The organism is Sporosarcina cyprini (assembly GCF_022048975.1).
GTDB lineage: Bacteria > Bacillota > Bacilli > Bacillales_A > Planococcaceae > Sporosarcina > Sporosarcina cyprini.
In genome coordinates, this window is the sequence record NZ_JAKMHX010000038.1 from 300,818 (window position 1) to 318,860 (window position 18,043).

Sequence of the window (18,043 nt, forward strand, 5' to 3'; positions counted from 1 at the left end):
CGTCACGAAGAAAGTTGGGGGCCGAAATGATTGTTCAGAAGTTTGGCGGCGTCGCCATGAAAGATAAACAAACGAGAGAAAAATGCATTAGGCATATCGCTGACGGTATTAGGGATCATCAAAATGTCGTTGTAGTTGTTTCAGCAATCGGCAGAGGAAGTGATCCCTATTCCACCGATAGCTTGCTGCGGCTGACCGATGCTTTCAATTTTTCAAAAGCGGCATCAGATTTGGCCGCGTCTTGCGGAGAAATTATCGCCTCCGCTGTATTATCAGCCGAGTTAATTGAAGCGGGCATCGACAATCAAGTCTTGCACGGCATCCATGCAGGCATTTGGACAGAAGGAGAATTTGGCGACGGCATCATTACAGATATTGATCCGACCATGATTATTGATGGGTTGAAGGAATCCGCTTGCATCATCATCCCCGGCTTTCAGGGAGTCAACGAGCGTGGTCAGATTATGACAATCGGCCGCGGAGGCAGTGACTTGACCGCTGTTGCATTGGCAGCAGCATTACAGGCCACCCATGTGGAATTTTTTAAAGATGTGCCAGGCGTTATGACAACCGATCCAAAACGTTCGTCAGAGAGCAAGAAAATCGACCGTCTCACCATTCCGGAATTACTTCCGCTGCTGGAGGAGGCGCGTCCCATCATCCAGAAACGCGCTGCTATTTATGCACATAAAAAATCGATGCCCCTATATATAAGAGGCATCGATACGATTGAAAAAGGAACGTGGATCATTCCGTATTCGGATTAAGGCTTTCTTTCTTTTTATTTTCGGTCTGGATAAAGTCCTGAGTATAATATTTGCCGTATACCCCAGTACCTAAATGTGTAAAATCTTTATCCAGCAACACTTGACGGTGAGCTGATGAATTCAGCCAACCATGCACAGCTTCAATGGCATCCACATAATTGAATGCAATATTTTCGCCGGCTTTGCGTTGCACAATGCCCGAAGTCTTCAAGCGGTCGCTAAGCGTGCCGGTGGAAGGGGATTCGTTCGAAAAATAATTCTCCAGAGCCATATCTTTACTATGTTCTCGTGCCAGAACACCAAGCCAATAATCGTTTTTCAACTCGGTCAGTCCATGATTTTTCCGATATCCATTTGTCAATTCAAAAACTTGTCGTTCCATGGCACGGTCCACTTCCATTTGCATGGAAGCTGAAGGCGGAGAAATACTGATCATTTCTCCGCTATATTCCATATCATATGGCTGATGAATGACCAGAGTCTCCGGCTCGATAAAACGGATTCCTTCGATCTTGGCATCCTCTTCATCGACGTATACTTGAGCATACAAATCCTTGAATTTCACGAGCGCCCGATTGGCAATATCCTCACTTTTTAATGAAAACATATAAAGATTAGAGCCTAGCTGCACATCCACTTCCGATTCTATAATCGTGGAGCGATATACTTGATTGACATCCTGGCCGATTGTGAATGGGCTCATATCGACTTGGCTGTCAGCACTAAACACTTGATTGATGTGGTCTCCGCTCACCCCTGCCATAAAATACGGCTCTTCTGAATAAATCCACCAATCATAACCGTATGCGGACGGCTCAATTCGGTCAGGATCTCCATACTTCTTAATGAGCTGGTCAGTCGTTTTGCCGACAAAAATGGATAAGCCTTGGCCTGGCCGTTCCGCTCCAGCAACTTGGCTATTCAATTCTTTTTCTGGAACCGGTATTGCCGTGCCGTGCTTGACAGGCGATTCTAATGGTTCATTCTCTTTTATACGCGTATCCATCAAATAAAATAGGCCGAGAAGGATGACGAGTAACAGAGCTATTTTCCAAATAACTTTCACTTCGACTGCGCCCTACTTTCGATTCATGATTATTAGTACTACTTTAACATGAGAGAGAATGAGTTTTACACCCTTTTTGCTTATTCCGGCATTTTTCAGATAACATTATGTAAGCTGGAGCAAATAGATTCCAATTCGACTGACAATTGGACGCTTTGATTGACATCCAAGTTCTTGAATACATAGTAGCAGAGCTAACGATGAAACCCATTGAAATGCTGTACGAATCCTTCATGACACAATGTTGTCATTGCAACTACCGGTAATTTGTTCTATGATTATGAAGTATAGGCAAATGACTGGTTATGAGTGAAGGAGGATTTGTATTATGGACATTCTAAATACTGGAATCGAAGGCATCGTTGCCGAATTGTCCGTTCTGGATGAAGTTATGACAAAGCATGATCTGATCCGTGCGGGTCAATGGGATTATGAGCGGGTGACGTATGATAAAAAATATGTGATCAAAGAAGGCACTTACTATTTGCGTGTTTTCGGTTATACACCCGACGAGGATATCGGCACACGTGAAGCCGTCATCCATTTGAAAACACCGGCTGTGGGCAAGCATTACTATCCACATGGTGTTGAATACGGAGAAGACGAAGTCTATCCAGAAGGCTTAATCAAAGACTGCAAAGCGACGCTTAAAGCAGTGTATGAAGAACTTCAAACTTTTAATTTGGCAAAATAATTCGTTACAGCCGGGGAACAACACGTTCTCCGGCTTTTTTTGCCTATTCATTCCTCATTTTTTTGGTTATAATGGAAACAATGAATTAATTGGAGGAATTGCCGTTGTCCCGTTGGTTTACAAAACGAATTCTCATTTTTGCGCTTTCCATAATAGCTCTCATTCTGATCTGCCTGTTCATTTTGCCCGTCTCCGTACCAATCATTATTGCCCTGCTTACCGCTATGGTATTTGAACCGCTCGTTAAATTGGTTGAAACAAAATTCAAGTGGAAACGGAAAGTTTCTGTTATCACCATTTACATCTTTTTTGTCGCCTTATTAGCAGCTTTACTATACTACACTGTCAATTCCCTGATCGGTAAATTGATTCAATTTACAAAAGATGCACCGGATCATTTAAATAAGCTCTCTGGTGTCTGGATTGATTTGCAGAGCAAGATGTCAAATTATACAGCCGGTATGCCTCCTGAATTTGTAAAAGCCATTCAAGACGAATTTGATAAAATGATCGTGACCCTTCGGAATTCTTTAACCAGTTTGTTAAGTTCCGATAAAATCATGACATTGGCAGGCGAAATCCCTAATTTCCTTGTCAGCTTGATCGTCTTTATGATTGCCCTTTTCTTATTCATGCTCGAATTGCCGGATTTAAAAAAGATGTTCTTCCGTCATTTAACCGACGATACCGCGAAGAAAGTCCGATATATGATGTCTAAATTGAACTCTGTCATCTTCGGATTCATGAAAGCCCAATTGCTTGTCAGCTTGATCATCCTAGCCGTCACATTTGTGGGCCTTCTCGTAATTACTCCAAAGTATGCGGTCGTCATGTCACTGATAATTTGGATCATCGATGTTATCCCTATATTAGGATCAATCATCATACTCGCTCCCTGGTCGCTGTATCAGCTTGTTAGCGGAGATGTCGGAATGGGAACGAAGCTGGCTGTTCTTGCAGTCATCCTGCTCATTATCCGAAGAACGGTAGAACCGAAAGTGATGGGGAATCAAATCGGCCTTTCCCCGCTGCCGACATTGATTGCAATGTTCATTGGCTTGAAGCTATTTGGATTTCTCGGCTTCTTTATTGGTCCGCTCATTGTCATCCTCTTTAACACGGCCCGTGAAGCGGGCATTATCAAAATGAATTTCAAAATATAAGAAAGCATAAAAAAACGCGCGCCTTTGTAAAGGCAGCGCGTTTTTTATAATCCTAAAATGGCTTTGATGACGGAAGTTGTCTCCCCGCCGTGGTAAAACACATACAGAAGCAAGTAAACAGCAACTCCTGTGATCGCAGTGAAAAACCAGATAATGCTGGTCACCGGTCCTAATTTCCGGTGCCGAGCCAAATTGTTTTTAAACCCTGCGACAAGTGTGAAAATCCCTAAGACGGCACCGACAGTCGCCAAGGTGATGTGAAATATTAAAAAGATCGTATAGTAAATTTTCAAATGTTCTGGTCCGCCAAAAGCAGTGTTGCCAATGAACACCGTTCGGGAAAGATAGATGATAAAAAAGATCAATGCTGATACAGCAGCAGCTATCATCATTTTTTTATGCGCTTCGATCTTTCTTTGTCGAATCAGATTCCAGCCAATTGCAACAAAAATGGCGGATAACACAATAAAAAAAGTACTAATCGTTGGCAATAAAGGAACGTTCATTTGGAATCCCCTCGTCTAGAAATTGTGCAATTTAGTTATGATACTCCAGGTTTTGACGGTCAATCAATGCCTTCTTCGTAATTTCATCTGCATTCATTTGCTCGTCACGATACCACTGGATGAAAATCTTTCCGATTACAACAACATAAATCAGCTCCTGGATCACTTTCATAATGATACCGCCCAATTGCTGATCATATAATGTTGGCATATTCGTAAAGAGCTCAGGACCTGAAATGGATAAGCCCGACAAAGTCCCCGGCGGAACACATAGTGCCATCGCTTTCAACCAAGCTTCTCCGCTATAGTACGTTTCGTACACAGGCACGTCCACAAAAATGATAAGAGAACATGCAGGTGTTATAAGAATAGCACTTAGAATAACATAGCCAATTTTTTTCAATCCGTGAAGCTTTGGCTGGCTTTCCAGTGTGTTAACAATTGGCCACCAAAGGAATAGTGCAGCTATGAATAAAGTGATGGTAAAAACAGCATGAAGAACGAGACTGAGCTTAATATAATCCAAAATTAACGGATAATGATATAACGAAAACATCAGTGTGAAAACCATCAGGCTAATAATCGGTTTGGTAAACAACCGGACGATACGGTCAATAATTGAAACGGATAAGACCTTTTTCCAAATAAAATCCGGTATACCGATGATGAAAAACGGTGCGACAATTAATAACAGGATGGCCATTTGCGCCATATGGACAGAGAATAGAATATGTCCGAGCAGATCCATTGGAGAACCTTTTACCACATAAAGAAGAAACATGGAAAGAAGAAAATAGGTAATCTCCCTGCGGGTCACCTGTTCACTGCCTTCAAACCGATTCCTCCATTTTTTCGTCAGCAGGAAATATAAAACAATACCAGCCAGTATGAAGAACAAAAAATAAGGACTCCATAAGGCACGAAACCCAAAAATACTTAAAGGCATTATGCCATCGCTCCTTTTTCAGACTACCCCCATTATAGAACGTTCCGTCTTCGATGACAATGAACGAACTTTGACATTTGCAATTGTACAAATTAGACATGCAAATTCATAAAAAAACTCCACGGATTTGAAATCCGTGGAGTTTTTGATTACCACCAAACAATTGTAGCGAAAGTCAATGGAATGAGGAAACCGAATAGCGCTCCTGTAAACATGAACATTTGTGGAATGCCATGGCCTTTTTCACTCATATGCATGAAATAATACAACTGTAAACCGACTTGGACAGCCGCGAAAAGCATCAGCATTGGAACAACGAAGTATTTGGAGAAACCAGCTACTCCACTTTCAAATGCGACAACCATCGAAAACGAAATAAGAGTCAAGAAGATCATGAGGGAAAACATCATGATTTGGCCTTTCATCGACTGCTTTGCCCGTTTCTTCAACATGGCCTGCTCAGCAGGCGTCCTTTTGTAAACTTCGATCTCTGCCATCTTAACCTATCACTCCCATCAAGTAGACTACAGTGAAGATGAATACCCACACAACGTCAATGAAGTGCCAGTAAAGCGAGAAGGTGTAATACTTAGTTGCATTATAAAGGTTCAAGCCTCTTTTCGCATTACGGAAAATAAGTAATGTGATCCAAACAAGACCAATCGCAACGTGGAAACCGTGAGTTCCTACCAATGTGAAGAAGGAAGAACTGAAGGCACTATTGCCATAAGTGAATCCGATTTTCACATAGTGGGAGAACTCATAGACTTCAAGGATGAGGAAGCCAAGGCCTAGCAATGCTGTGATTGCAAGCCAAAGCTGCATCTTTTTGAAATTGTAGTTCCGCAGGTGATACATCGCATAAACACTTGTTAAAGAAGATGTTAAAAGCAACATCGTCATAACAAAAACAAGTGGCAATTCATAAAGTTCTTGCGTACTAAAACCGAAACCGCTTGGCCCGGAGTTTTTAAGTGCAATATACGTCGCAAACAAAGTCGCGAAGAGAATTGTTTCTCCGCCAAGGAATAGCCAGAAGCCGACAAACTTATTTTTCGCTTCAAGTGTCGCTTTTTCCGGATGATCAGGCCATGTTTCTGGAGTGAATTTTTTATTCAAATCCATTATGCTTGACCTCCTTTGCGCTTCATATCACGAAGCAATTCATCTTTTTTAATGTAATAGCCAGTATCATCAATCAATGAACGGGCAGACATGCAGACAAATGTGAAAGCCAGACCGATGATGAGAACAGGAAGTCCCCAGCTTGTTTCCGTACGGAACATCGCACCGAAACCTGCAACGAACAAACCTAAAGACATGAATAACGGAATGATGGAACCGTTTGGCATGTGGATATCCTTAACAGGCTCCGCTGCTGTATAACCGGCTTCATTTCCTTCCATTTTCTCGATCCAAACTGTATCCAATCCACGGACAAGCGGTGTTGTCGGGAAGTTGTAATAAACAGGCGGAGATTCGATCGCCCATTCAAGTGTACGTCCGTCACCCCATGGGTCATTGGATACCCGAACATTTTTAACAGATGTAATGATGATATTGATGACGAGTACAATAACGCCGATTGCCATAAGAACAGCACCGATCGTACTGATGAAGTTCGCCATATTCCATCCTTGGCCGTCCATGAATGTCCATACTCGGCGCGGCATACCCCAGAATCCTAACCAGTGCTGGATAAGGAATGTCATGTGGAAGCCGATGAAGAAGAACACAAATGTCACTTTTCCAAGGCCTTCATGCAGCATCGTACCAAACATTTTTGGCCACCAGTAGTGAGTCGCTGCCAAGATCGCAAGCACAACCCCACCAACGATTACGTAGTGGAAGTGGGCAACGATAAAGTAAGAATCGTGCAATTGATAGTCAAGTGGCGCAGCACCCTGCATGACACCTGTAACTCCACCCATTACGAAAGATGGGATGAAACCAAGTGCATACAACATTGGTGTTGTCACCTTGATGCTTCCGCCCCACATAGTTAAGAGCCAGTTAAAGATCTTAACTCCTGTCGGAACAGCGATCGCCATTGTAGCAACTGCAAAGATTGCGTTCGCTGTCGGTCCTAGACCAACTGTGAACATGTGGTGAGCCCAAACCATGAATCCGAGGAATCCGATAAGGACAGTCGCGAATACCATGGATGGATAACCGAACAGTCGTTTTCTTGAGAATGTAGAGAAAATCTCAGAGAAAATACCGAAGGCTGGCAAAATAAGAATATAAACTTCAGGGTGACCGAAAATCCAGAAAATATGCTCCCAAATGATCGTGTTTCCACCCATCGCATGATGGAAGAAATTACCTCCGAACATGCGGTCAAATGTCAAGAAGAACAAACCAACTGTCAATGGAGGGAATGCGAAGAGAATCATCGCAGACGCAACAAACGTCGTCCATGTAAACAATGGCATACGCATGTAGGTCATACCTGGTGCACGCATGTTAATGATTGTAACCAGGAAGTTGATCCCCGCCATCAACGTACCACCACCGGCTATTTGAAGCCCGATAGCGTAGAAATCGATACCATGGCCAGGTGATGCAAGAGATAGGGACGCGTAAGAAGTCCATCCTGCATCCGGCACTTCACCGTAAATCCAAGAAATATTCAGGAATAATCCTCCGAAGAAGAACATCCAAAAACCTAACGAGTTAATAAATGGGAACGCAACGTCCCGTGCTCCAATTTGAAGCGGTACTATGGCATTCATAAATCCGAATAAAATCGGCATGGCCGCTAAGAAAATCATCGTCGTTCCGTGCATCGTGATCAAGTCATTGAAAAGTCCTGCACTGACGAAATCGTTGTTTGGCTTATGGAGCTGCCAACGGATCAACATCGCTTCGATTCCGCCGACAACGAAGAAGAACCCGCCTCCAAGGAAGTAAAGGATTCCGATCTTCTTATGGTCGACTGTTGTCAGCCAATCCCATAGCGTTGCGCCAAAACCCTTTTTTTGAGCAACTGAACTCACTTTGTTACCTCCTCTACAAATTCAAGTGGAAATTATTTTTCTACTGATAATCCCATTAAGTATTCAGCCAACGCGTCCAGTTCTTCATCTGAAAGCTGGTCTTTGAAAGCTGGCATTGTGTTGCCTGGTTTATGTTCCTGAGGATCTTTGATCCACTCGATCAATTTTTCCTTTGTATGGTCCATATAACCGGCAATCCGGTTGCGATCCCCGAAAGTAGCAAGGTTCGGTCCGAACGCACCGCTCTCACCTACTCCAGAGTTGGCATGACAAGTAATACAGCTTGCTTCGAATACTTCTTCACCTTGCGGATTCGCTACAACTTGCTCATCTTTCGTTGCTTGCATCGCTGCAACCCACTTATCAAACTCAGCACGAGGCATAGTCTTAACTTTGAAATCCATCAAAGCGTGAGACGGTCCGCAAAGCTCCGCACACTTACCATAAAAGACGCCGTCCTTCAGGTCAGTGGAATCTTTGTCAAATTTCAAATAGAATTTGTTGACGTTTTCAACGTTCGTATCCATCTTACCGCCAACTGCTGGAATCCAGAAGGAGTGCTTTACATCAGCAGCAAGTAGATTGAAGTAAACCTTTTCATCTGTCGGTACAACGAGTTCCTGTGCAGTTACAATACCTAGATCCGGGTATTCAAATTCCCACCAGTATAATTTAGCTGTAACATCGACAACTAGATTTTCAGGATTCCCTTCATCATCAACTGCTCCCATTGCTGAAACATCTCCAAGTTTATACGTGTAATAAACTGTCGGTACAGCAAGAAGCAAAATAAGAAGAATCGGGATGATCGTCCATACAAGCTCAAGCGTATGGCTTCCTTCCACTTGTTCAGGAATATGATCTTCACCTAGTTTCGAACGTCTGAAACGGAATAGGGCGATCAGATAGATTGCTACTACAACAATAATGACCAGTAACATGATTCCTGATGATAATAGCAGTAGATTGAACTGATCCTTACCGACCTGACCAGCCGGAAGAAGCGTGGAAAGTTCTTCTTGTCCACATCCTGCAAGGAAAACCGTAAGAACTGCTAATAGAGAAAAGAGACGCCATTTTTTGAGTCCTTTCATCATCGCTTCGTATACCTCTCTTTCTAAAAAATGTTTTCTTTTACTGAGGACGCTAGACCTCTCTATAATGAATTCCTGTCAAAAAGAAGAAATTCCCGCCTTTAAATGAAAATAGAAAAGATGATCATGGAAACAAAAAGAATCGTCATGTAGTTCAAAGAATAAACGAACATGGAAGTCGCCCATTTCAGATCCTCTTTTGCTTTAAAGCCTTTGATCGCTAAGTATAGCCAGCCTACATTCAATAGTGTGGCTAGGATGATGAATCCGATGCCAAGTTCAGACAATAGGAATGGCAATGGGAATAAGATCAGAATCCATCCGAATATCGATCTCTTCGTTCTTGCAAAACCTTTTACAACTGGCAGCATCGGTATGTTCGCGGCACGGTATTCTTCTGTTCTTCGCATAGCAAGCGCATAGAAGTGCGGCGGCTGCCAAGCGAACATGATTAAAAACAAAGCCCACGCGCCCATTCCAAGGGACGGCTCAACTGCAGCCCAACCAATCAGCGGCGGAATCGCGCCTGACAAGCTTCCTACTACTGTATTGCCCACATGTTTCCGTTTGGACCACATGGAATAGAGCACAACGTAGCTGAAAATGCCTGCAATCCCCAGCCATCCTGCTGCAGCGGATGCAAGGAACAGCATGATTTCTCCAATTGCCAAGAAAGTGAGTGCAAGTGCCAACACAGCCGTCGCATTGAATCGCCCAGTCACCGTCGGACGCGATTTTGTCCTTGACATGATGGGATCGATATCCCGGTCAATCAAGTTATTCAAAGCTGCAGACCCGGCAATGATCAAAGCAGTACCAAGCAAGGCGTAGATAAGCAGATCCAAGTTTTGGATGAAGCTCTTATCAGCCAGCCGGATTGCCAAGAACAAGCCTGTAAATGTCGTTATGAGATTTGAATTGACAATGCCGATCTTAATGAGTGCTAGAAAATCTTTTAATAAGGAAGCCGATTCGACGGACGTTTCAGTGGACGTTGATATCGTTCGACCGTTTGACATAGTTACCCTCCTTTCCATGATGTCGGCAATAGCCACTATATTTAACTATATCGAAATCCTGCGCCGATTTCTATACTTAAACAAAAAAACAGCTAAGAATGCGCAATACTTCGACATAATTACCCCTTCACCCTATCTATAGTAAATCATTTCCGTATACCTTTTGTGAAGTTAAAGGGGCTTTTTTATGAACAATTTGTGAAAAGGACATAGAATGCTCACTTTTCACCCAATGGACGTTGTTTTTTGCCGGCTTTTTCGCTATCATCAAAAAACAGGGCCTTTTTGCACGATGGTCATCATTCACAAAGAAGGTGCTAAATTTGCGTTATCATAAATATTTAAAGTGGTTTGCAGTCGCCTCCACGATCGGGATGCTTCTAATCCTCCTCGGCGGTGCGCTTGTCACAAAAACAGACAGCGGCATGGGCTGCGGCCGTCATTGGCCTGGCTGCAACGGACAACTGATTCCCGATGAAATCACACCAGAAGTGCTCATCGAATTCTCCCACCGGTTAGTCACCGGGGCAGTTGGAATCTTTATTCTCATCTTATCTGTGTGGTCGTGGAGATCGATCGGCCATATACGCGAGACAAAATTCCTTTCGTTCATGGCTTTATTCTTTTTAATTCTTCAGGCACTGATTGGAGCCGCCCAAGTACTCTGGGGCCAAGGAGACTTTATTCTCGCTCTGCATTTCGGCATATCACTCATTTCATTTGCCTCCGTGTTCCTGTTAACACTTCTGATATTTGAAGTGGATAAGAAATTCGATGCGGACAAGATTATCATTGGTAAAAAAATGCGATGGCATACGATTGGCGTGACAATTTATTCTTATCTCGTCATCTACACCGGAGCGCTTGTACGGCATACCGAATCTGAACTTGCCTGTACCGACTGGCCGATGTGCCGTAATGGAGACTTCCAGCTTCCCGCAAACTTTTGGGAATGGATCCAAATGAGCCATCGATTTGCCGCAGCATTGATTTTCATCTGGATTGCCATCATAGCTCTCCATGCGTACCGGAATTATAAAAACTCACGTATCATTTATTGGGGATGGATCATCGCTTTCATTCTCGTCTGCTTGCAAGTTCTCGCAGGAGCATCTGTTGTTTTGACAAGACTGAACTTGTACTTGGCGTTGTTGCATTCCTTGTTTGTCACATTACTATTCGGATTGCTGACTTATATGGTTTTGCTAATTTCACGAAGCCGCCAAAGGGACAAATAATATGGAAATGGGACTATCCCGATCGTCAGTGATGCTGACTTTCGGGATAGTCCTTTTTTTATGAAGAATTCCACTGTTGGTTAGAGGAATATACGAGTGCCTCGGCAGCGAATACGAGCGGTTAGAAGAATATACGAGTGGTTCGACGGCGGATACGAGCGATTTGAAGAATATACGAGTGGTTCGACAGCGCATACGAGCGATTTGAAGAATATACGAGTGGTTCGACGGCGGATACGATCGATTGGAAAAATATACAAGTGATTCGACAGCGCATACGAGCGATTTGAAGAAATATACGAGTGGTTCGACAGCGGATACGAGTGGTTCGACAGCGGATACGAGCGATTAGAAGAATACTCGAGCAGTTCGACAGCGGATACGAGCGATTAAAAGAATATACGAGTGGTTCGACAGCGGATACGAGCGCTTGGTGGAAGAAACGAGTGCATCGGGCGACGGATATAGAAAAAAGACAGAGAAAAACAACTCGTTTTTCTCCGCCTGTTTCACACATTCACTTATGAAGTTGCTCTAGTTACTTAATGTTCCAATTCAAGCAGCAAGTCGCCTGTCGAGATGGCTTCGCCTGCTCCGACGTGGATGGCTTTGACGGTGCCCGCGAACGGTGCTTGGATGGTTGTTTCCATCTTCATCGCTTCGGTGATGAGTAAGTGTTCTCCCCTTTTCACCTTTGCGCCTGCCGAGACGGCCACTTTTAGCACAGTGCCCGGCATTGTCGCCGCAATATGCGTATCATTCGATGGATCCGCTTTCTGCTTACGTACGACGTCCGCTTCCACACTCATATCTTGGATCTGCACTTCACGCGGCTGGCCGTTCATTTCGAAATAGATGATCCGTGTACCGTCGGACTGTGGTTCGCCGATAGAAACGAGTTTCACAATCAACGTTTTGCCTCGTTCGATTTCCACTTCGATTTCCTGGCCGAGACGCATTCCGAATAAAAACTCTGGTGTGCTGATGACTGATACATCGCCGAACTGTTTTTTCACGGCAGAGTATTCTTCAAATACTTTTGGATATAGCGCATAGGCTAGTGCATCTTGCATCGTTGCCTGCCCTTCCACCATGCCCTCCAGTTTTTGCTTGATTGCTTCAAAATCTACATCATCCAGCAGTTCACCCGGCCGCACAGTGATCGGCTTTCTTTCTTTCAAGACGATGCGCTGTAATTCTTCCGGGAATCCGCCATACGGCTGCCCGATATACCCTTCAAAGAATTCAATGACCGATTCAGGGAAGTCGATTGATTTCCCTCTCGTGATGACAGTTTCCTCATCCAGCTGGTTCTGTACCATAAACAATGCCATATCCCCGACTACTTTAGACGAAGGCGTTACTTTCACGACATCGCCAAACATCATATTGACGCGGGAATACATCTCTTTCACTTCTTCCCATCGTTCGCCAAGGCCCACTGCTTTCGCCTGCTGCTGCAAGTTGGAATATTGGCCTCCCGGCATTTCGTGTACATAGATTTCGGAATGCGGACTGATCATGCCACTTTCAAAATGCTGATAATACTTTCGTACATCTTCCCAATAATACGACAGATCTTCCAGTGCTTTCACGTCTGCTCGGATGTTCCGCTTGCCATATTGCAAGGCGTAATACAATGAGCTGGCGGAAGGTTGGGATGTCAGTCCAGCCATGGCTCCAAGTGCTGTATCGACAATATCGACGCCAGCTTCGATCGCTCGGGCATACATGTAAATTCCATTGCCGCTCGTGTCATGAGAATGAAGGTGAATCGGTATAGATATGCTGTCTTTTAATTCTGAAATCAAACGATAAGCTGCCTCCGGCTTTAACAATCCTGCCATATCTTTGATTGCCAGAATATGAGCTCCTGTAGCTTCCAATTCCTTCGCCATCTTCTTATAATAATCCACAGTATACTTCGCTCTGGATTCATCCAACAAGTCACCTGTATAGCATAGAGCCGCTTCAGCGACCTTACCTGCGTCCCTCGTTGCTTCAATTGCCACTTCCATCCCTTTAATCCAGTTAAGACTGTCAAATATGCGGAAGACATCGATTCCCGCCTCTGCTGCATTTTTGACAAATTCACGGATAACATTGTCAGGATAATTGGAATAGCCTACCGCGTTGGCTCCGCGGAACAGCATTTGGAACAATACATTCGGAATTTGTTTCCGCAATTTTTCCAGCCTGTCCCATGGGTCCTCCTTTAGGAATCGGTACGCAACATCAAACGTGGCGCCGCCCCACATTTCATAGGAAAACAGATCGGGCATAAGTCGAGCAGATTCAGATGCAATATTGAGAAGATCGGATGTCCGCACACGCGTTGCCAGGAGGGATTGATGGGCATCCCGGAAAGTCGTATCTGTCAACAGGACATCTTTTTGGCTTTTCACCCACTCGATCAGTCCGTCCGCACCACGCTCATCTAGAATTTGCTTTGTTCCTGGAGCTGGCGGAGTTGATAGATCGACTGCCGGTTTACGAACCGGATGGAAAACCGGTTTGGATTGCTTGCCGATTCCCGGAAAACCGTTTACGGTTACGTTTCCTAAATAGTTTAGAAGCTTGGTGCCTCGGTCAAGCCGAACCGGAAACTCGAACAATTCCGGCGTGCTGTCGATGAATCCTGTATCATAATTGCCTGTCAGGAAGCTTTCATGCCGTACGACATTTTCAAGAAACGGAATGTTCGTTTTAATTCCGCGGATACGGAACTCCTGTAGATTGCGATCCATTTTAGCTGCCGCGTCTCTAAAAGTCGTGCCCCATGTAGAGACTTTCACTAACAAGGAATCATAATAAGGCGTAATAACAGCTCCTTGGAAACCGTTTCCGGCGTCCAGCCTTACCCCAAATCCGCCGCCTGACCGGTACACCATCAATTTTCCAGTATCCGGCATGAAATCGTTCAACGGATCTTCTGTCGTGACGCGAGATTGAATCGCATAGCCGAACAGCGGGATCTCATTCTGCTTAGGTACAGCCGCCTTGCCTTCATGCAAATCACTGCCATTCGCAATATGGATTTGCGCATGGACAATATCGACACCTGTCACCATTTCTGTAATGGTGTGCTCCACCTGGATTCGAGGATTCACCTCAATAAAATAAAACTTTCCATCCGACACGAGGAACTCGACTGTTCCGGCATTGACATAAGAAACATTTTTCATCAATACGACAGCTGCCTCACAGATCGCATTTCTTAATTCATCATCAAGAGAGATAGATGGTGCGATTTCCACGACTTTCTGATGGCGTCGCTGAATCGAACAATCCCGTTCATAGAGGTGGACGACATTGCCATATGTATCACCTATGATTTGAACTTCAATATGCTTTGGTTTGTTAATATATTTCTCCACATATACTTCATCAGAGCCAAACGCAGATTTCGCTTCGGATCTTGCGCGCTCATATGCTTCTGCTACTTCGCCGGCATCGTGGACAATTCTCATTCCACGTCCCCCGCCTCCAAGGGAAGCTTTTATGATAATCGGATACCCGTATTCCTCACCGAAAGAACTGACTTCTTCCATCGATTTTACTGGCCCGTCACTGCCCGGGATTACGGGAATGCCTGCGCGAATCGCCTGTTCCCGCGCTTTGACCTTGTCGCCGAACATATCAAGATGCTCTGATTTAGGACCGATGAATATGATGCCTTCCTCTTCGAGACGCTTAGCGAACTGGACGTTTTCAGCCAGAAAGCCGTAACCTGGATGAACAGCATTTGCACCGCATTCCTTTGCGATTTGGATGATTCCTTCAATATCCAAATACGCATCAATAGGTTTTTTCCCCTCGCCGACCAAATAGGACTCATCAGCCTTGTAACGATGGAAAGAACCTCTGTCTTCGGCAGAATAAATGCCGACAGTCGGTATTTTCAGCTCTGTACAAGCACGGAAAATACGGATGGCGATTTCGCCTCTGTTTGCTACGAGAATTTTCTTAATTTCTCCCATTTCCACTTCAGGCACTCCCTTTGCTAGTATTCTTTTTGTATTTTACGAACATTGACACGTTCATCAATATTCCTAAAGCTAAAGATAACAGAATAATTGAAGTTCCGCCATAACTAATAAACGGGAGCGGCACACCAGTCAGTGGAATCAAGCCGGTTAACCCTCCAATATTGACAAATGTCTGGATGCCGATGACACTGCCAATCCCCGCAGCAAGCATCCTTGCTTGCGGATCCTTTGTGCGCATTGCAATGAAAAGGGCACGCAGCACGATAAATCCTAATCCCCCAATAACAATAAACGTACCTAGGATACCTGTTTCTTCTGAAATGACAGCCATGATGACATCGGTTTGCGGCTCAGGCAAATACCCGAGTTTTTGAATCGAATTCCCCAATCCGAGTCCTTTCACTCCGCCTGTTCCGATTGCGATATACCCATTTGCAATCTGATAGCCCGATCCCTGCATATAGTCAAACGGGTTCAAGAAAGACAGGATCCGCCCTTTCCGGCCAGGAGTCATAATGCTATCCCATGCCAAGAAAATGCCGATGGCCATTGGAATCATTGCCAGGCCAATATAACCGCAGATCTTCCCAAAGGTTCGTACTTTAATGCCACTGGAAGCCAGCACCGCCAAAGCTGCCATTAAAATGATAAAAGAAGTCCCGATATCCGTTTCTGTCATGATAGAACCAACAGCTAGAATTAAGATGAAAACCGGCGGAGCAATCGATCTATTAATATCATCAATCGTTCCAGCTTCATATTTTTTCGCGAAAACGCTCGCAAAATAAATGATAATAACAAGCTTGGCCACTTCCGATGGTTGAATACTACCTAGCTTAGGCAGTTGGATCCAGCTTTGCGCTCCGACATCCCCACCATATCCAATGAAATGGACTAAGATTAACAGGAAAAACATGATAACGACAGAGGAGACCATGAACCCTTTCCTTTTATAATTTTGGAACGGGAAAAAGGCGGCAACAAAAAAAGCAATGGCCGCAATTGTAAGGTTAATAAGCTGCTTTCTGTAGAAATGATCCGGAGCATATCCATACTTATTTACCGCCCAAGCCATACTGGAGCTGTAAATCATGACAAGACCGAACGAACAGAGCAGCACATATGTAAAAAATAATGGAAAATCGAAGTTCTTAATCATTCTTTTAACGTAATTTTTCATGGCAATTCCCCGTTTTCATTAAATAAAAAACTCAAACCTTTAACGAGTTTGAGTCTTACGTCTATTTGTCTGTATATAATTCATGCAAGACATTCATTTCTTTTTCAAGCAAGGAGAGGATTTCCTTTCCTTTTTCGCGTTCGATCAAGCCCAACTTGACAGCGAAGTCAATCTCTCTAGATAACCCGTACATTTGCGTATCCAACACTTCTTCATAAAGTGGGCATTGAGGCATCGTCAAATGATCCATCTGCACTTTGATGAGTTGAGCGATCTTCTCGGCATCTGCCTGAAGTTGCTTTAACGCTTTCTCTTGATATGTCTCTCGCACTTCTATATCCATGAGGACGCCCCCATTCACCTATTATTCCAACATGGTGACCATACGTAAATTGTATCTTTTGATAAGATAAAATGCAAGTGTTTCCCTTGGCCGCCGGGAATGGTAAATGACTTTCCTCCGATGAAGTAAAGCGGTATACTTACATTATGACGTTTTAATTATGTAGGAGGTTCTGTGAAGTGGAAACAATTATCCCTGTGACAGGAAATGTTAAATTTAGTATCACGTTAGATCCGACCGTGTGGATTTTTGACGATAGAAGACTTGATCTCGATACCTTTTTTACTGACCAGCATGTAGAACGGGACGAAATGGAAGAGTATAAAGAAGCGATGGGCAAGCATTGGTCCCGCGAAATTATGGAAGGGGCTACGTTCCCTCCTACTTTAAAGACCGAGAAGAAATACGAAAAACAAAAAATGCTGACAGGCACATTTGGCATGCTGCTTGAACCTTTCATTAAAAACGCCGAACCCGGAGAAAGCGCCACTACGTTTTCATTCGTAACCGGTGAGGGGGAGCATACTTTCCCTCTTAAGGATGCAGTAGATATGATTCTTCAATATAGTATTGAAGGAAAACCCGTTAAAGAAGGCGGTCCCGTCTATGTGCTTTTCCGTGACGGGTCGAATCGCGATAACCCAATCAAGGGTGTTACAGCGATCCGTGTGGATTAATACCAATTTGAAGGAGTTGAGGAGATGCGTGTAAAATGCGTCTTATGCGATGAAATCGGTCAACTACCGGATGATCTGCCGCTCACAAAGAAGCTGCGCAATCATCCGATCAACACCTATATGTGTGACACCTGCCACGAGCGGATTGCGGATGAAACAAGCAAACGCCTGGCGACCGGCAACTTTACGTTCTACCGTAGCTCGCATGTGTCAGAAAAAGATTTTTAATAATACGTAAAAAAAGGACTCTGTCAAGATACGACAGAGTCCCAGACTGTAGACAAACTCGAGAAATTACAGAGTTTGCCTACAGTCTTTTTTCTTTTACAATGGAAGTAATAATAGAAAATGTTGATTTCCGC

General features: G+C 44.1%; 18 protein-coding genes. 7 read left to right on the forward strand and 11 right to left on the reverse strand.

Features of this window, described 5'->3' with window-relative positions:
* The first annotated feature begins 26 nt into the window (after positions 1 to 26).
* Positions 27 to 767 carry an amino acid kinase family protein gene (locus L7D49_RS20045; RefSeq protein ID WP_238084301.1) on the forward strand — a complete coding sequence of 247 codons (741 nt, stop codon included), beginning with the start codon at positions 27 to 29 and terminating at the stop codon, positions 765 to 767.
* Here L7D49_RS20045 and L7D49_RS20050 read toward each other — a convergent pair.
* Positions 748 to 1,833 carry a CAP domain-containing protein gene (locus tag L7D49_RS20050; RefSeq protein ID WP_238084303.1) on the reverse strand — a complete coding sequence of 362 codons (1,086 nt, stop codon included), beginning with the start codon at positions 1,831 to 1,833 and terminating at the stop codon, positions 748 to 750. The genes L7D49_RS20045 and L7D49_RS20050 overlap by 20 nt on opposite strands.
* Before the next feature lie 328 nt (positions 1,834 to 2,161).
* Between L7D49_RS20050 and L7D49_RS20055 the strand changes: the two genes are divergently transcribed.
* Together L7D49_RS20055 and ytvI are read left to right on the forward strand one after the other, a co-directional pair.
* Positions 2,162 to 2,527, forward strand: a complete 366-nt coding sequence (locus L7D49_RS20055; RefSeq protein WP_238084305.1) for a YugN family protein — start codon at positions 2,162 to 2,164, stop codon at positions 2,525 to 2,527.
* A 104-nt stretch (positions 2,528 to 2,631) separates the two neighbouring features.
* The gene (ytvI, locus tag L7D49_RS20060; protein ID WP_238084307.1) at positions 2,632 to 3,690 is read left to right on the forward strand and encodes a sporulation integral membrane protein YtvI; all 1,059 of its coding nucleotides are present in this window, start codon (positions 2,632 to 2,634) and stop codon (positions 3,688 to 3,690) included.
* 44 nt (positions 3,691 to 3,734) lie between these two features.
* Here the strand turns inward: ytvI and L7D49_RS20065 are convergent, their stop codons facing one another.
* The 7 genes from L7D49_RS20065 to cyoE all read right to left on the reverse strand — a co-directional run bounded on the left by L7D49_RS20065 (position 3,735) and on the right by cyoE (position 10,254).
* Positions 3,735 to 4,196, reverse strand: a complete 462-nt coding sequence (locus L7D49_RS20065) for a DUF420 domain-containing protein (protein WP_238084309.1) — start codon at positions 4,194 to 4,196, stop codon at positions 3,735 to 3,737.
* Positions 4,197 to 4,227: 31 nt separating this feature from the next.
* Positions 4,228 to 5,142 carry a cytochrome c oxidase assembly factor CtaG gene (gene ctaG / locus L7D49_RS20070; protein WP_238084311.1) on the reverse strand — a complete coding sequence of 305 codons (915 nt, stop codon included), beginning with the start codon at positions 5,140 to 5,142 and terminating at the stop codon, positions 4,228 to 4,230.
* A 149-nt stretch (positions 5,143 to 5,291) separates the two neighbouring features.
* On the reverse strand, positions 5,292 to 5,639 hold the full coding sequence (locus L7D49_RS20075; RefSeq protein WP_238084314.1) for a cytochrome C oxidase subunit IV family protein: 348 nt from the start codon (positions 5,637 to 5,639) through the stop codon (positions 5,292 to 5,294).
* Position 5,640: 1 nt separating this feature from the next.
* On the reverse strand, positions 5,641 to 6,267 hold the full coding sequence (locus L7D49_RS20080; protein ID WP_238084316.1) for a cytochrome (ubi)quinol oxidase subunit III: 627 nt from the start codon (positions 6,265 to 6,267) through the stop codon (positions 5,641 to 5,643).
* Positions 6,267 to 8,141 carry a cbb3-type cytochrome c oxidase subunit I gene (locus L7D49_RS20085; protein ID WP_238084318.1) on the reverse strand — a complete coding sequence of 625 codons (1,875 nt, stop codon included), beginning with the start codon at positions 8,139 to 8,141 and terminating at the stop codon, positions 6,267 to 6,269. The genes L7D49_RS20080 and L7D49_RS20085 overlap by 1 nt, the downstream gene beginning before the upstream one ends.
* 32 nt (positions 8,142 to 8,173) lie before the next feature.
* Positions 8,174 to 9,238 (reverse strand): cytochrome c oxidase subunit II, encoded by a 1,065-nt coding sequence (coxB, locus tag L7D49_RS20090; protein WP_238084320.1) that lies wholly within the window; start codon positions 9,236 to 9,238, stop codon positions 8,174 to 8,176.
* Between the two features lie 98 nt (positions 9,239 to 9,336).
* Positions 9,337 to 10,254, reverse strand: a complete 918-nt coding sequence (cyoE, locus tag L7D49_RS20095) for a heme o synthase (RefSeq protein WP_238084322.1) — start codon at positions 10,252 to 10,254, stop codon at positions 9,337 to 9,339.
* Between the two features lie 323 nt (positions 10,255 to 10,577).
* Here cyoE and L7D49_RS20100 point away from each other — a divergent pair, with 323 nt between their 5' ends.
* Together L7D49_RS20100 and L7D49_RS20265 are read left to right on the forward strand one after the other, a co-directional pair.
* Positions 10,578 to 11,492, forward strand: a complete 915-nt coding sequence (locus tag L7D49_RS20100) for a COX15/CtaA family protein (protein ID WP_269136076.1) — start codon at positions 10,578 to 10,580, stop codon at positions 11,490 to 11,492.
* Between the two features lie 76 nt (positions 11,493 to 11,568).
* Positions 11,569 to 11,700, forward strand: a complete 132-nt coding sequence (locus L7D49_RS20265) for a hypothetical protein (protein ID WP_269136077.1) — start codon at positions 11,569 to 11,571, stop codon at positions 11,698 to 11,700.
* Positions 11,701 to 12,034: 334 nt separating this feature from the next.
* Here the strand turns inward: L7D49_RS20265 and pyc are convergent, their stop codons facing one another.
* The 3 genes from pyc to L7D49_RS20115 all read right to left on the reverse strand — a co-directional run bounded on the left by pyc (position 12,035) and on the right by L7D49_RS20115 (position 17,004).
* Positions 12,035 to 15,472, reverse strand: a complete 3,438-nt coding sequence (gene pyc, locus L7D49_RS20105; protein ID WP_238084376.1) for a pyruvate carboxylase — start codon at positions 15,470 to 15,472, stop codon at positions 12,035 to 12,037.
* Positions 15,473 to 15,479: 7 nt separating this feature from the next.
* Positions 15,480 to 16,661: an FtsW/RodA/SpoVE family cell cycle protein gene (locus L7D49_RS20110; protein WP_238084324.1), complete on the reverse strand. Its 1,182-nt coding sequence runs from the start codon at positions 16,659 to 16,661 to the stop codon at positions 15,480 to 15,482.
* A 61-nt stretch (positions 16,662 to 16,722) separates the two neighbouring features.
* On the reverse strand, positions 16,723 to 17,004 hold the full coding sequence (locus L7D49_RS20115; protein ID WP_238084326.1) for an Fpa/YlaN family protein: 282 nt from the start codon (positions 17,002 to 17,004) through the stop codon (positions 16,723 to 16,725).
* A 179-nt stretch (positions 17,005 to 17,183) separates the two neighbouring features.
* Here L7D49_RS20115 and L7D49_RS20120 point away from each other — a divergent pair, with 179 nt between their 5' ends.
* Together L7D49_RS20120 and L7D49_RS20125 are read left to right on the forward strand one after the other, a co-directional pair.
* A complete protein-coding gene (locus L7D49_RS20120) occupies positions 17,184 to 17,681 on the forward strand; it encodes a peptidyl-prolyl cis-trans isomerase (RefSeq protein WP_238084328.1) in 498 nt (165 codons plus the stop codon).
* Positions 17,682 to 17,705: 24 nt separating this feature from the next.
* Positions 17,706 to 17,909 (forward strand): YlaI family protein, encoded by a 204-nt coding sequence (locus L7D49_RS20125; RefSeq protein WP_238084330.1) that lies wholly within the window; start codon positions 17,706 to 17,708, stop codon positions 17,907 to 17,909.
* Positions 17,910 to 18,043 lie beyond the last annotated feature (134 nt).